The 12,889-nt window shown below is 48.1% G+C and carries 12 protein-coding genes; 7 read left to right on the top strand and 5 right to left on the bottom strand.

The window, feature by feature from the left end:
* Positions 1-69 precede the first annotated feature (69 nt).
* The 4 genes from arfB (at position 70) to IEY09_RS17225 (ending at position 2,214) form a co-directional block, all read left to right on the top strand.
* Positions 70-483, top strand: a complete 414-nt coding sequence (gene arfB, locus IEY09_RS17240; RefSeq protein ID WP_188872034.1) for an alternative ribosome rescue aminoacyl-tRNA hydrolase ArfB — start codon at positions 70-72, stop codon at positions 481-483.
* Positions 484-584: 101 nt separating this feature from the next.
* Positions 585-1,019 carry a type II 3-dehydroquinate dehydratase gene (gene aroQ, locus IEY09_RS17235; RefSeq protein WP_037413951.1) on the top strand — a complete coding sequence of 145 codons (435 nt, stop codon included), beginning with the start codon at positions 585-587 and terminating at the stop codon, positions 1,017-1,019.
* Positions 1,020-1,053: 34 nt separating this feature from the next.
* On the top strand, positions 1,054-1,509 hold the full coding sequence (accB, locus tag IEY09_RS17230; RefSeq protein WP_188872032.1) for an acetyl-CoA carboxylase biotin carboxyl carrier protein: 456 nt from the start codon (positions 1,054-1,056) through the stop codon (positions 1,507-1,509).
* A gap of 27 nt (positions 1,510-1,536) precedes the next feature.
* Positions 1,537-2,214, top strand: a complete 678-nt coding sequence (locus IEY09_RS17225; protein ID WP_037413948.1) for an SDR family NAD(P)-dependent oxidoreductase — start codon at positions 1,537-1,539, stop codon at positions 2,212-2,214.
* 59 nt (positions 2,215-2,273) lie between these two features.
* Here the strand turns inward: IEY09_RS17225 and IEY09_RS17220 are convergent, their stop codons facing one another.
* Both IEY09_RS17220 and IEY09_RS17215 read right to left on the bottom strand, forming a co-directional pair.
* Complete coding sequence (locus tag IEY09_RS17220) at positions 2,274-3,491, bottom strand: MFS transporter (RefSeq protein ID WP_188872030.1); 1,218 nt, start codon at positions 3,489-3,491, stop codon at positions 2,274-2,276.
* A gap of 95 nt (positions 3,492-3,586) precedes the next feature.
* On the bottom strand, positions 3,587-4,345 hold the full coding sequence (locus tag IEY09_RS17215; protein ID WP_188872028.1) for a hypothetical protein: 759 nt from the start codon (positions 4,343-4,345) through the stop codon (positions 3,587-3,589).
* A gap of 158 nt (positions 4,346-4,503) precedes the next feature.
* On the opposite strand from IEY09_RS17215, the gene ubiD reads away from it, so the two are divergent.
* Both ubiD and fre read left to right on the top strand, forming a co-directional pair.
* Positions 4,504-5,985, top strand: a complete 1,482-nt coding sequence (gene ubiD, locus IEY09_RS17210) for a 4-hydroxy-3-polyprenylbenzoate decarboxylase (protein ID WP_144345901.1) — start codon at positions 4,504-4,506, stop codon at positions 5,983-5,985.
* A gap of 101 nt (positions 5,986-6,086) precedes the next feature.
* Positions 6,087-6,785, top strand: coding sequence for an NAD(P)H-flavin reductase (fre, locus tag IEY09_RS17205; protein WP_037427324.1), 699 nt, complete (start codon positions 6,087-6,089; stop codon positions 6,783-6,785).
* A gap of 235 nt (positions 6,786-7,020) precedes the next feature.
* On the opposite strand, the gene IEY09_RS17200 is transcribed toward fre, so the two are convergent.
* Positions 7,021-8,166, bottom strand: a complete 1,146-nt coding sequence (locus IEY09_RS17200) for a permease (RefSeq protein WP_188872026.1) — start codon at positions 8,164-8,166, stop codon at positions 7,021-7,023.
* Positions 8,167-8,391: 225 nt separating this feature from the next.
* Here IEY09_RS17200 and IEY09_RS17195 point away from each other — a divergent pair, with 225 nt between their 5' ends.
* On the top strand, positions 8,392-8,703 hold the full coding sequence (locus tag IEY09_RS17195; RefSeq protein WP_037414026.1) for an ArsR/SmtB family transcription factor: 312 nt from the start codon (positions 8,392-8,394) through the stop codon (positions 8,701-8,703).
* 282 nt (positions 8,704-8,985) lie between these two features.
* Here IEY09_RS17195 and IEY09_RS17190 read toward each other — a convergent pair whose 3' ends face one another.
* Positions 8,986-9,648 carry a DUF3313 domain-containing protein gene (locus IEY09_RS17190; RefSeq protein ID WP_037413939.1) on the bottom strand — a complete coding sequence of 221 codons (663 nt, stop codon included), beginning with the start codon at positions 9,646-9,648 and terminating at the stop codon, positions 8,986-8,988.
* A gap of 1,054 nt (positions 9,649-10,702) precedes the next feature.
* Positions 10,703-12,664 carry an NERD domain-containing protein kinase family protein gene (locus tag IEY09_RS17185; protein WP_188872023.1) on the bottom strand — a complete coding sequence of 654 codons (1,962 nt, stop codon included), beginning with the start codon at positions 12,662-12,664 and terminating at the stop codon, positions 10,703-10,705.
* Between the last annotated feature and the right edge of the window lie 225 nt (positions 12,665-12,889).

Genomic DNA, 12,889 nt, shown 5'->3' with positions numbered 1-12,889 from the left:
ATCTATTGAAAAGCCATAAGCAGTTATTGCTCGCTTCTCAAAGCAATTGGACAAAACCCTAAGTCTGCCATGATAAAAATCTCAAACCGTGTGGAACTTCCGGAAAATGAAATCGAGTGGCAATTTATCCGCTCAAGCGGGGCTGGCGGGCAGAATGTCAATAAAGTCTCCACCGCCGCCCAATTGATTTTTGATATCAGAAACTCGTCATTACCCGAGTTTTATCAGCAGCGCCTGCTGCAAAAAGCCGATCATCGGATTACCGCCAGCGGCAAAATCATTATCAAATGTCAGGCGAGCCGCAGCCAAGAGGCGAATCGGCAAACCGCATTGGAACAATTTATCGCCCTAGTTGCCAGCGTGGCCGACGTGCCCAAAAAACGTATCCCCACCCGTGCGACCAAAAGCAGCCAAACCAAACGCTTAGACACCAAAAAACAACGTGGTGCCACTAAGGCTATGCGCCAGATTAAGTTGGATTAACCCAGCTTGCACAGTAACGACATTCATAATGCAAAATCCGCCCGAACAGGTTAAGTTAATGGCATTCAACCCGTTAAGGCATGTCGTAAAAGGAAAGCGTAATGAATCATAAAGTTCTGCTCATCAATGGCCCCAATTTAAACCTCCTTGGCCGCCGCGAACCCAGTGTTTACGGTCATCAAACCTTAGCCGATATCGTTGCCATTTTGAGTGAACAAGCTCAAGCAGCAGGTGTTGAACTTGAGCATATTCAATCGAATGCCGAATTTGAACTGATCAACGCGATCCATGCTACCGATGCGCAGATGATTATTATCAACCCCGCAGCCTTTACCCATACCAGCGTGGCCCTGCGTGACGCACTGCTTGGGGTAGATATTCCTTTTTATGAAGTGCACTTATCTAATGTCCATGCCCGCGAACCTTTCCGCCACCACTCCTATTTGTCCGATAAGGCCATTGGAGTGATTTGTGGTTTCGGTGCCCAAGGCTATGAGTTTGCCCTCGCGGCGGCGATTAAAAGATTAAAGGCATAAACGCGATAAGCGTGAGCACAGGGAGCCACAAGCCATGGCCGTTGACCTTCGGAAGATCAAAAAACTGATTGAATTAGTGCAGGAATCTGGGATTGCAGAGCTGGCGATTACCGAAGGGGAAGAGTCTATTCGCATCACCCGCTACGGCCCGCATACAGTAAGCACACTCGAAGGCGCGCACAATCCACCGCCCTCCACAGCATCAAGCCCAAAGCTGGCGAAAGCCCGTGACGCCCTGCCTGTGATTGAAGGCTTTGTGCAAGTATCGCCCATGGTGGGCACCTTCCATGCGTCGCAAGGCCAAACCGAGCCGCCCTTGGTGCGCATCGGTCAACGGGTGGCTCGCGGCGAGACGCTTTGCATTATCGAAGCCATGCGAATGCAAAATCCCATCGATGCCGAGCGTGACGGTATAGTCGGCGCTATTTGGGTGAAAGACGGAGATGAGGTCGCCTTCGACCAGCCGCTGTTCACTCTGATCGAAACTTAGACTTCGAAATAGAATTTAGAGGTAAAGATGATACTGATTACTGGCGCAAGCAGTGGCTTAGGCGCAGCATTAGCCGCCCTGTATGCCAAGGATAACCAAGCACTTACACTGACGGGACGCGATGCCAACCGTCTTCATACTGTGGCTAATGCCCTCAGCCCATTTTCGAATCAAAGCATTAGCGCCATCAGTGCCAATTTAGCAGACGAAGCGAGTGTCGAAGCGCTATTCGATGGCCTTACCGATGCCCCCGACACGGTTATCCACTGCGCTGGCAGTGGTTACTTTGGCGCACTGGAAACCCAAGGTGCGAGCGAAATCCAAGCGCTGCTAAATAACAATGTCACTTCAACGATTCTGCTGGTGCGTGAATTGGTGAAACGCTATAAGCAGCAAGCGGTTAAGGTGGTGATCGTTATGTCCACCGCCGCCCTCGCCGCCAAAGCGGGTGAATCGACCTACTGCGCCGCCAAGTGGGCGGTGCGGGGCTTTATCGAATCGGTACGTTTGGAGCTCAAGCAAAGTCCAATGAAGTTGATTGCGGTTTATCCCGGCGGTATGGATACCGGCTTTTGGCCAAGCAGTGGTAAGAGTCTAGATACCTCAAGCTTTATGTCCGCCGATGAGGCCGCAGGCATGCTAAAACAAGCGCTACTCGCTACTGAGCACGGTTATATCGCCGATATCACCATACAAAGAGGTTAAAAAGTTAAGAAATTAACCGATAGGCGGCGCAGAGATGGATCTGCGCCGTCATGGTCGGCTTAATCAATACAGTTTGCAGTACAAAGATTATCAGCGCGGCGGCTCTCCCTGTGGGTTAACCACCACATGACTAAACCGCCAAGGGATAAAAGTGCTGCGGCATAGCCAGTCGCGGCAATACCTTGGCCAGATAAGATCACTAAGCTGCCAACCCAAGGGCCAATGGCATTAGCAAGGTTAAAGGCGCATTGTACTAAAGCGCCCGTCATGGCTTGCCCATCGGGAGCCACATCCATTAATCGTGCCTGCACTATCGTTGCTAGACCAATCCCCGAACCCACAAAGAATACAATCGGCATTAATGCCCAATAAGATCCCGTCAAACTTGGATACAGCGCCAATACTAAGGTGCTTAACACCAGCGACCAAAATGCCGCCGCCAGCGCCGACTTATCCGCCGCCCAGCCACAGACTAAAGTGCCCAAGGTGGCGCCAATCCCAAAGACCGCCATCATCACCGGGATTTTAAAGGGCTCGACCTGGGTGACTTGGATCAAGGTCTCGGCCAGATAGGTATACACACAGAAAATCCCACCAAAACCGATAGCCGCAATGCCGAGCGTGAGCCAAACTTCACGGTTCTTTAGGGTTTGCAGCTCTTTTTTCGGACTGGCATTTTGCGGTACGGCGACATTCGGGGCGAGAAAATACAGCATCACCGCGGTAACGGCGGCAATAATCGCCACTATGCCGATACCAGAGCGCCAACCGACGGTTTGCCCCATCCAAGTCGCGAAGGGCACGCCAACGATAGTGGCTAAGGTTAAGCCGATAATCACCCGAGAAACCGCTCGAGCCTTCATCTCTGGCGGCACTAAGGACGCCGCCAGTAACATAGCGACACCAAAATATGCACCATGGGGCAAGCCACTTAAAAAACGGAAAAAGACTAACCAATTCAAGCTGGGCGCCAAGGCACTTAAACCATTAGCAACTGCCATCATGGCGGCCAAGGCGATTAACAGGGTGCGCCGCTTAATCCTCACTCCCAGCACCATAATGATGGGCGATCCCACCACCACCCCAAGGGCATAGGCGCTGATGGCATAACTCACATGGGCGACATCGACACTTAAATCGCTGGCGATATAAGGCACTAAGGTCATGGCGGCAAACTCTGTGGTGCCTAGGGCAAAAGTGCCTAATGCCAAGGCTAACAACACCCAAAGCGCACTGCTTTGAGCTGGGGAGTGAGAGTTGGGTTGAACTGCTTGCAAACGATTTCTCCGCGATTCTGTAAAACGACAACTGGCTAAGAAAAAAATAGGAGCCCACTCGGGGCTCCAGTTATAGAAGCGTTGATAAAAATGGATTACTTAACTAACTGTTCTTGATAGGTTTGGCTATTCCAATCGAAGGCATAAAGCGTGCCTTGCCATTCATATAAGGTACGGCCATCTTGCTGCACTATTCTGGCATTGCTCGGCAGACTCGACACACTGCGCGCCGCCCGCGCCCGGGGAACTGCGGCAGTTGGCTCCGCTGAGACTGTTGAAGCTCTCGCCGTCGAGGCCGCCGACATTACAGTTGCGCTATTGGTTGGCATATTCGACACCATCCGACCTTCGCTCGGCGAATATTGCATGCTGGTGGTAACACGCACAGGCGCAGAAATGGCCACTGGCGTATCATCATAGCCCGTCGGGATCGACAAACCGATGCCTGAATAAGGTGAATGCCAGTAACGCTCGCGATTCCAACGCCAGTCGTCATTCCATATCCCATCATTCCAGCCATAGCCAAGGTTCCAGCCCGTCGCTAAGCCAACTCCTAAACCCAATCCCCAAGGATAATAGGGACGGTAATATGGGCGATAGTAACGATGGCTATCACTATGTTTATGATGCTTTTTATAGTGATTATCTTGGCGCCCATAACTCTCGCTATAGCGATCATTTGTGCCTCGATCCCCCGCAATCGCCCAATCTGGCGCGGCAAGATCACCGATCAACAAGGCGCCGAGTAAAGACAAAGCCAAGCCTGTTTTATGCCAAGGCTCCGCGTGCTTACTTAAGGAAACCGATTGATGTTTAAGGCATTTATCTTTAGCAAGGAATGAATAGAATCTCATATAAACCTCGATATACCGGGCGTTGGTCAAATAAACACCGACCTAGGACAAGTATTTTACGCTTCCAAAGCTGGAAGATCACTGAATAGCTTAACCCTAAAACAGAAAAATGCTATAGTGCGCGCCACACGGATTTCCACTGCAGAGGCTATTTCCACATGAGTTTTAAGGATTTACGCAGCTTTATCGATCATCTGGAAGCCAATGGCGAACTCAAACGCATTAGCTACCCCGTTGATCCTCATTTAGAAATGACAGAGATCGCCGATCGCGTTCTGCGTGCCAAAGGCCCTGCACTTCTGTTCGAAAATCCAACCAATCATTCCATGCCAGTGCTGGCTAACCTCTTTGGTACTCCAAAACGTGTCGCCATGGCGCTGGGTAAAGACGACCCGTTAGCGCTGCGCGAAGTCGGTGAGCTATTAGCGTTTTTAAAAGAACCTGAGCCACCACGCGGCTTTAAAGACGCAATTGCAAAAATCCCTATGTTCAAGCAAGCCTTGAATATGCCGCCCAAGACGGTGCGTAATCCCGCCTGTCAGCAAGTGGTAAAAACTGGCGATGAAGTCGATTTAACCCAGTTACCGATTCAGCATTGTTGGCCGGGCGATGTCGCGCCGCTGGTCACTTGGGGCTTAACCATTACTAAAGGCCCGCGTAAGAATCGCCAAAACCTTGGGATCTATCGCCAACAATTGCTAGGTAAGAATAAACTCATTATGCGCTGGCTATCCCACCGTGGTGGCGCGCTTGATTTTGCTGATTTTAAAGAGCAATTCCCCGGTGAGCGTTACCCTGTAGTTGTAGCCTTAGGCTCAGATCCTGTGACTATTTTAGGCGCGGTAACCCCAGTACCCGATGCGATGAGCGAATACGCCTTTGCGGGACTGCTGCGCGGTGAACGCACCGAAGTCTGCAAAGCCTTAAGCTGTGATTTAGAAGTACCCGCCAGCAGCGAGATTATCCTCGAAGGCTATATCGATCCCAACGAAATGGCTGAAGAAGGCCCCTACGGCGACCACACGGGTTACTACAACGAGACGGATAAATTCCCCGTCTTTACTGTGACCCATATTACTCATCGTAAAGATCCGATTTACCACAGCACCTACACTGGCCGTCCACCGGATGAACCCGCCATGTTAGGCGTGGCACTCAACGAAGTGTTTGTGCCGATTTTGCGTAAGCAATATCCTGAAATTATTGATTTTTACCTGCCTCCTGAAGGTTGTTCTTACCGGATGGCAGTGATCTCGATTCGCAAACAATATCCCGGCCATGCGAAACGGGTGATGATGGGCGCTTGGTCCTTCCTGCGCCAATTTATGTACACCAAGTTTATTGTGGTGGTCGATGACGATGTCAATTGCCGCGACTGGAACGATGTGATTTGGGCCATTACCACCCGTATGGACCCTAAACGCGATACCGTGATGATCGATAACACCCCTATCGATTACCTCGACTTTGCCTCTCCCGTAGCGGGCCTCGGCTCCAAAATGGGCCTCGATGCCACCAATAAGTGGGAAGGCGAAACCACCCGCGAATGGGGCACACCGATTGTGATGGACCCTAAGGTTAAGCAAAAAATCGACTCAATCTGGGATGAGTTAGGTATAGACGACAGCCCAACCCTATAATTCAGCTTAAGCACGACGTACCCACTTAAGCCAAGAGAATTGGCCGCGAATGGCCCTAATGCGACACCTCTAACAAAATAAAAAGGTGCAAAGGAAGTTTGATGAAAACCATACGTTGTAAGATAGAGAAAGTAACCCCCTTTAACGACGCCGTATATCAGGTGTGGTTAAAGCCTGACACCCCGTTGGAGTTTCAAGCGGGACAATACCTGTGTGTTGTGATGGGTGAAAAAGATAAACGTCCCTTCTCTATCGCGTCCGCCCCTAATGCCGAAGTGATTGAGCTTCATATTGGTGCGGCCGTCAGCGAAAGTTATCCAATGCAAGTAGTTGAAAGATTGCGTAATAACACGCATATCGACATCGAAGCGCCAGGTGGCGACGCTCACCTACGCCACGACAGCCTGCGCCCACGTTTATTGATCGCCGGTGGCACTGGCTTCTCTTACATTAAGAGTATTGTCGAGCAACAAATCGCCCTCGGCCAACAGGTCGAAACCACCCTCTACTGGGGTTGCCGCACCCAAGATGCCATGTACTACGAAAGCATCGCCCGCGCATGGCACGACGCTCACCCTTGGTTGCATTTTGTGCCCGTTATTGAAGAGGCCCCAGCAAACTGGCAAGGTAAAACCGCCAATCTGCTCGCGCAAATCAAACAAGATTTTATCAGCCTCAATGGCTATGACATCTATATCGCAGGACGTTTCGATATGGTCGGTGCCGCCCGCGAAATCTTCCGCGAAATGGGTGTTGAAGAAGCCCATCTCTACGGCGATGCCTTCGCGTTTATCAAATAACGCATTGATTAGCTTGGCAGGATAACCTTTGCCAACATAGGCTCAAACAATAAACCCCAGTTTTTACTGGGGTTTTGTTTTTAGGTTTGATCGCTTTTTTAACCGACTCACGAACGAGAGTCCTTGTCGAACAACGTCCATATCTAACGACTTGGTTACTCCCCAAGCCCTTTATTCGCACCACTTAAAGACACATCAAAAGCGTATTAGGTTTAATGTGCGTAGGAGTCTTTATTTAAAAGACTAAACCATAAAGAAATCCTGATGCGATAGCCATACCTAAAATAACGCCGAGAAAGGCAGCAATCATTTGATTTTTAAAGATCGCTTTTAACAAAATCACTTCAGTGATACTCGCGCCAGCACTGCCGATGATAAATGCCATCACAGAGCCCATTGCCATACCTTTTTGAACTAATGCCGCTGTGAGAGGGATGACGGCTTCGGCACGAATATAAAGGGGAATGCCAATAACCGCAGCAACAGGAATGGCATACCAAGTTGCCTCGCCAGCATAGTTCACGATAAATTCAGTGGGAATAAAGCCATAGATAAATGAGCCGAGTAACACCCCGACAAAAAGATAGGGTAATACATGCTTAAAGTCCTTCCATGTGGTGCGCCAAACTCGCAATGAACGACTCACAATATCGAGTTTAGGCGGTACAGTCGGGATATCAGCACCAGGAGTAGCCGACGCCGATGTTGTCCCACAGCAGGAAGATGCTAACGGTGCTGGTTTGGTTTCGCAGCAGGAAGATAGTGCTGAAGTAGGCTTAACATCAGCATAAAGGAACATCTTAGGTGAAGACTTTACATCACTACACAGGGATACAATCGGCGCTAATTTAGTGGTTTCACCGCATAAAGATAAGGCTGGTGCTGCTTTTGTGTCGCAGCAACTTGAGTGCTCTACATTTTCTTGACCATAAGCCTCTTTACGCACATATCGTTCGAATCCTAGTTTTTCAAGGGTATAGCCCGCAATGACCGATACTCCCATTGCCATGACAAAGTAAAATACCGCGACTTTCACGCCGAAAGTGACCACGAATAATCCCACAATGATAGGGTTTAGTAATGGGCTAGCAAATAGAAACACCATCATAGGACCAAAGCCAGCACGAGCCCTGAGTAAACCTTTTAAGAATGGGATCGTTGAGCAAGAGCAAAATGGCGTAATAGAACCAAGTAAAGCAGCAATCAAATATCCTTTGCCATTACGCGAACTCAAAATGGATTGCACTTTTTGAGGGGTAACAAACTCTTGAAGCATACCAACGAGATAGCTAATCACAAGGAATAACAAGGTTAACTCAAGCGCAATAAACGCAAACATATTTACCGTTTCATTTAGCATAGTGATGAGCTGTGGATTCATTTCTATCCTCAAAACATTTCGAATTTTCTAGAATAATAGTTATGACAACGACAATTTTCAACACTAAATTTCCATAAATGCAGAAATATAGTGTGAACACAGTATCAACCACAGATAAAGTTCATACTCATTGGGGATAGCAGTGCTTTTTGAAGCCGCTTAAAGATAGATAATTCTGGTATTATCGAATAAATTGATGGCATGAACGAAAACAACAGTATCAATATGAATATTGAAAATGCAGCTAAAGTATTGAAAGAACTCGGACATCCTACTCGTCTTGCCCTGTTCAGGATATTGGTAAAGGGTGGCTACGAAGGCGTTGCCGTGGGGCAACTACAAGAAGAGTTGCAGATCCCGGGTTCTACACTCTCGCATCATATTAGCGCCTTAGTATCAGCGGGGATTATCTCGCAGCGACGTGAAGGAAGAGTATTGTACTGCGTACCCGATTATCAATTATTACAAGGACTCGTACATTTTTTACAGGATCAATGTTGCAGTGCCCAGCGCCCTAAAATAGAGGAAGAGGCATAAACACACCTTCATACTACTACTTGCTAATCTCCGAAGTGTCTTGCACAAGCATTAAACAAGGACGTTTTATGCTCCGCAATACGCTGGCTCGCCTTACCCAGCAACCTAACGCTCAATATCTGTGACCATCACTAAAGGCAGGTTATCCACTGCATGCTTTTTTGTTGTCACGGCTCGAGTATTATCCTATCGATAAAATATAAACCCCAGTTTTTACTGGGGTTTATATTAATTTATCAACAACGACAAGTATCACTGATGGCTAGGAATAGACTTGTACGCTTATTTTCCCAAATTATCAGCTAACTGTTTAGCGCGACTCGCAGCCCACTGGTCGATCATCTTTTCCAGCTCGCTTGCACTAATTGGGGTATCTTTTTGGGTAGTGTCTTCACTCTCGCGAGCATCTAAAACTCGCACTAATAACTTACCGCTTTGTGAGTCGAGCAATTGCGACATGCTGCCAACCTTGAGCAAGTAAGGCTCCATACCTATTGCCTCTTTTGTCACATCAATGGCAATCTTCGCCGGTAATAAATCGCGTAATTTAAGCTCTGGTCGAGTTAAATCGAAATTTGTCACCGCAGCTTGAACTCTAATCACGCCAGGGCCAGACTCAGTCGCAATCTTGACTCCATTTTTCGTCAATTCATTTTTAAACTTCGTATGATAATAACGGCCAATCTCATTCTGCTCATTAGCTGTTAATAGATACCACTGGCCATTCTCTTGACGAATAAATTGTAATGGATCGAGCAACACTTGATTGTACTGGCGCAGATCTACACCCTGCTCCTTATAAATACGCTGATTGGGATTAGTTTCACTCGTTTTGAACGCATCAAAGGGCACAACTTGAAACCCACTCATCGCCCTTTCCTTTACCGAGCATCCACCCATCCCCAGTAAGACCGTCGCCATGGCAATCATTACCACTTTTTTCATATTTGCTCCTGCACTGATTAATAATTTGTTTTTAGGATGAACACCGCGATAAGCGGGCCTTCTCCTAGGTAGTATTCCAACCAACAGCCTTCCACAGTGGACACGACAAGGCAGCCCGTAACGACGACTCAAACAGTGACAACAGAAGTCACTTTATCAAACGGGTTCAGCGCTTTATCTTACTGATAGAATAGTAATAACCTAGATTTTGGCGATTAGAAAGTCGTGGAAGCATTTATCTGTAAACTAGGTATGTGCCATAGCGCTAACACAACATCTTTCATATGAAATAATACCCAACACAACATTTCACTAAAGAAGATTGCAGATATACCGTTTTTCGCAGTAGGGTTGTTTTAAATGCAGCAGGACCAGTACCTGCGGCATCCCGAGGGGAAGGTGAACTTCTGTGATCTCGGCATTGGCCCTCAATCTCAAAAGAGTTGTGCAAGTCCGATCTTTCGACTGTTAATCATTGCGGCCTAACGGCCGAGATGAATCAAAGTCGTGGGTCTTCAACCCACACCCGACCAAGGAGGACTGCTCGTCCTATCCTCCTTGGATGCACCAAGACGCCCCAACGGAGTTGAAAGCCCCTTGGGCATTTAGCGTCCTTATGCTATCGCGTCAGACGCTCGTCCCTGATTCGACTGACGCTATCTCGGCCTCCATGCCTCGCTCACGCAACGAACGCAAATGCCCTGCGGCAACTCCGAGGGAAGGTGTATTCTGTCACTTCAGTTTTAGCTGTTAATACAAAGAGCCATCAGCATTGCAAAATTTAACAATGGGTGTCTTGATAAATGTTCAGGGCGAAGGCCGTTTTGAGCGCGAGATAGGGATATCGAGCTGGCCATTTAACATGGACGTTTTTGATAGGACGAGCAATCCTCCTTGGTTGACTCTTTATAAAAAATAGGAGGTGAAGCCCCACGACTTTGACTCTGATTTAAAAGCTAAAAATCCCACCCACCCCCACGATTTGCACTAAAAGCTCTAACTGGATTCGACCGCGCCCTGCGCCGCCTAGCCTCCCCTTAACAACCCAGCAAAGTTAGCAAACAATACCAAACTGTTCGGCATAACTGCGTTTGGGATCTAAGGCTAACTCAAAGGAGAGCACTCGGTGACAAGCATCAAACAATTCCTCTCCAAACCATTGTTTATCAAATGAATGCAACGCATTAATGATGTCTTTTTGCCCCATATCTCCTTTCAAGGAGGCAGGGGTCAGCGCATCAATAAAGCTGGCGACGAGTCCAAAAAGATCCCGCTCGGCCTGACCTTCAAATGACCATAGGGTTGGATCGGCATATTGGGCCGCATAATAGCTTGCTGCAATATCGAGTCCGACCCCAAAGTTCACTAATACCGCCTTGTCAGCATGGCAAATGATGTTTTTGGGGCAAATGGCACCATGGAAAATATCAAGGCGATGCAAGTATTGCAGCGCGGACAATAACTGAGTAAACCATTGTCTCGGTTGCCCTATTTCAATATTTGACACAGTATCAATAGCGTCGCCTTGCTCCCATGCCCTAGCGATAAATAGCGCTTCGCTTTCTGGCAATTGGCCAAAAGCTAACACCTTTTCAATATGGGGATGATATATCTTCGATAAACTGCGATAGAGGTTACTTAGCATTGGCCAATCGGCATCGACCTGATGATAAATTGATAATCCGCATGCATATTGTCCCTGAAGGTGTAATGCCTGCCACAATTGACTATGGACGGATTCGGTGATCAGGCGTTCGAGGCGGTAATGGTGATCAACGACTGCTCCCTCTTTGATAACAATAGCTTGCGGTAACGTATCACACACGCCAATGTCGATAATGGCACTGAGATCGCTGCGCAGTGCATCCAAATCATTGGTGCCTCCTGCTATGGCCTGTCGATACCATTGGTAAATGCGTGGCTGGCGCGTTTGTTCCGCGAGGGCAAGAAAACGACTCGCATACTGCTGAATATCCGCCGAGGTTGAAATAGAGTCTTTAATATCAATAAACTCAACGTCACCTTCCTCAGAAATAAATACGCAGTTTTCCGCCCACCCTCCAACGGTATAACCGCGACGATGTATTTGCTGTAGGCTCGAAACAGAGCGGCGAAGTATTTCAAGTAATTGATAGGTTGTTAATTCGGTGAGCGAGAGCATATTCATCGGCAAGCCACGCGGCATGCGGATAGGCAGCACTAATTGTTCGCCGTCTTGGATCAGCGGTGCGCAGTAGGGGACGCCACTGCACCCTGATAGTGCCTGCATGCGCTGAAATTCATCCCGTAAACGCTGCTCATGCACCGCGGCCTCTTCACCGTGGTCGAACTGAATGGGTAATAAAATCTTCAGTAACCATGGTGCAGTCCAACCTCCCGGTTGATATTCGGCCTGCCATACCTCCAGTCCTTGCTGTAAAAACAAGCATTTTAGCTTAATAAAATCTTGGATCTTATTATTGCGTTGCTCCACCAATGCCACTTGACCTATGGTATTGAGCACTATTTCCTTTTGCTTTTCCGTTACCGGATGCTTGTGTGGAGCCGTTAAGCCCCATTCCTTGGTTAACGCGGCGATGATCTGCTTGGGCGTGTAAATACTCAGTGTGCCTTCATCCTTCTCAAGCTCAATTTCCTCCCCTTTGCGTCCAGTAACAAACACCATGCCTTGGCACCAAGGAGCATAAACTCCCACGGGGATTTTGTGCTTGAGCTTACCGGCGAGTACACGGGCAACATAATTGGCCTTAGCTAGGCTGTTATCCACATCACGACCATCGAGTAGCCATGCATGTAGCCCGGCATTCAGTCTTCCCATGTAACCTTTAACATCAACAACATATACCCCCCATTCCCCAACGACTAGGGCATCAACCTCCATCGCCTGTCCCGATTGCGTGGGGATTTCGACATTGGTTAGTAGCAAATAATCATCGGGAAGCTCTTCGGCAAGTAAACTGAATGCCCAACGCTCGGCATCGTTAACTGGCGTGCCAAAGCTGATATGTTTTGCCATAGGGTTCTCTGTTACTGAATAGATCAAAGTGAGTTAATACTAATCAAGCACTCGTTAAAAAACCACCATTTAGGTGGTTTTTTATATTAAATTCAGTCAGCTAAATAGCTGTTCCAAATAGTAGATCAAAGGAAGGGAACTCAGTCCTGTTTGAGCGATCTGATCTATCGCCAAACAAACCCACCACTCGCCGAGGACTGAGAATGGCGATCTTACCACCACTTT

The sequence above is a fragment of the Shewanella xiamenensis genome (assembly GCF_014647135.1).
Lineage (GTDB): Bacteria > Pseudomonadota > Gammaproteobacteria > Enterobacterales > Shewanellaceae > Shewanella > Shewanella xiamenensis.
Note: the sequence above shows the minus strand (reverse complement) of the source record. Positions and strands in the feature narration are given on the sequence as shown.

Bases quoted from the DNA above. Each gene is read 5' to 3' on its own strand.
- arfB (WP_188872034.1), top strand. From the start codon at position 70: ATGATAAAAATCTCAAACCGTGTGGAACTTCCGGAAAATGAAATCGAG.
- aroQ (WP_037413951.1), top strand. From the start codon at position 585: ATGAATCATAAAGTTCTGCTCATCAATGGCCCCAATTTAAACCTCCTT.
- accB (WP_188872032.1), top strand. From the start codon at position 1,054: ATGGCCGTTGACCTTCGGAAGATCAAAAAACTGATTGAATTAGTGCAG.
- IEY09_RS17225 (WP_037413948.1), top strand. From the start codon at position 1,537: ATGATACTGATTACTGGCGCAAGCAGTGGCTTAGGCGCAGCATTAGCC.
- IEY09_RS17215 (WP_188872028.1), bottom strand. From the start codon at position 4,345: ATGAGATTCTATTCATTCCTTGCTAAAGATAAATGCCTTAAACATCAA.
- ubiD (WP_144345901.1), top strand. From the start codon at position 4,504: ATGAGTTTTAAGGATTTACGCAGCTTTATCGATCATCTGGAAGCCAAT.
- fre (WP_037427324.1), top strand. From the start codon at position 6,087: ATGAAAACCATACGTTGTAAGATAGAGAAAGTAACCCCCTTTAACGAC.
- IEY09_RS17200 (WP_188872026.1), bottom strand. From the start codon at position 8,166: ATGAATCCACAGCTCATCACTATGCTAAATGAAACGGTAAATATGTTT.
- IEY09_RS17195 (WP_037414026.1), top strand. From the start codon at position 8,392: ATGAATATTGAAAATGCAGCTAAAGTATTGAAAGAACTCGGACATCCT.
- IEY09_RS17190 (WP_037413939.1), bottom strand. From the start codon at position 9,648: ATGAAAAAAGTGGTAATGATTGCCATGGCGACGGTCTTACTGGGGATG.
- IEY09_RS17185 (WP_188872023.1), bottom strand. From the start codon at position 12,664: ATGGCAAAACATATCAGCTTTGGCACGCCAGTTAACGATGCCGAGCGT.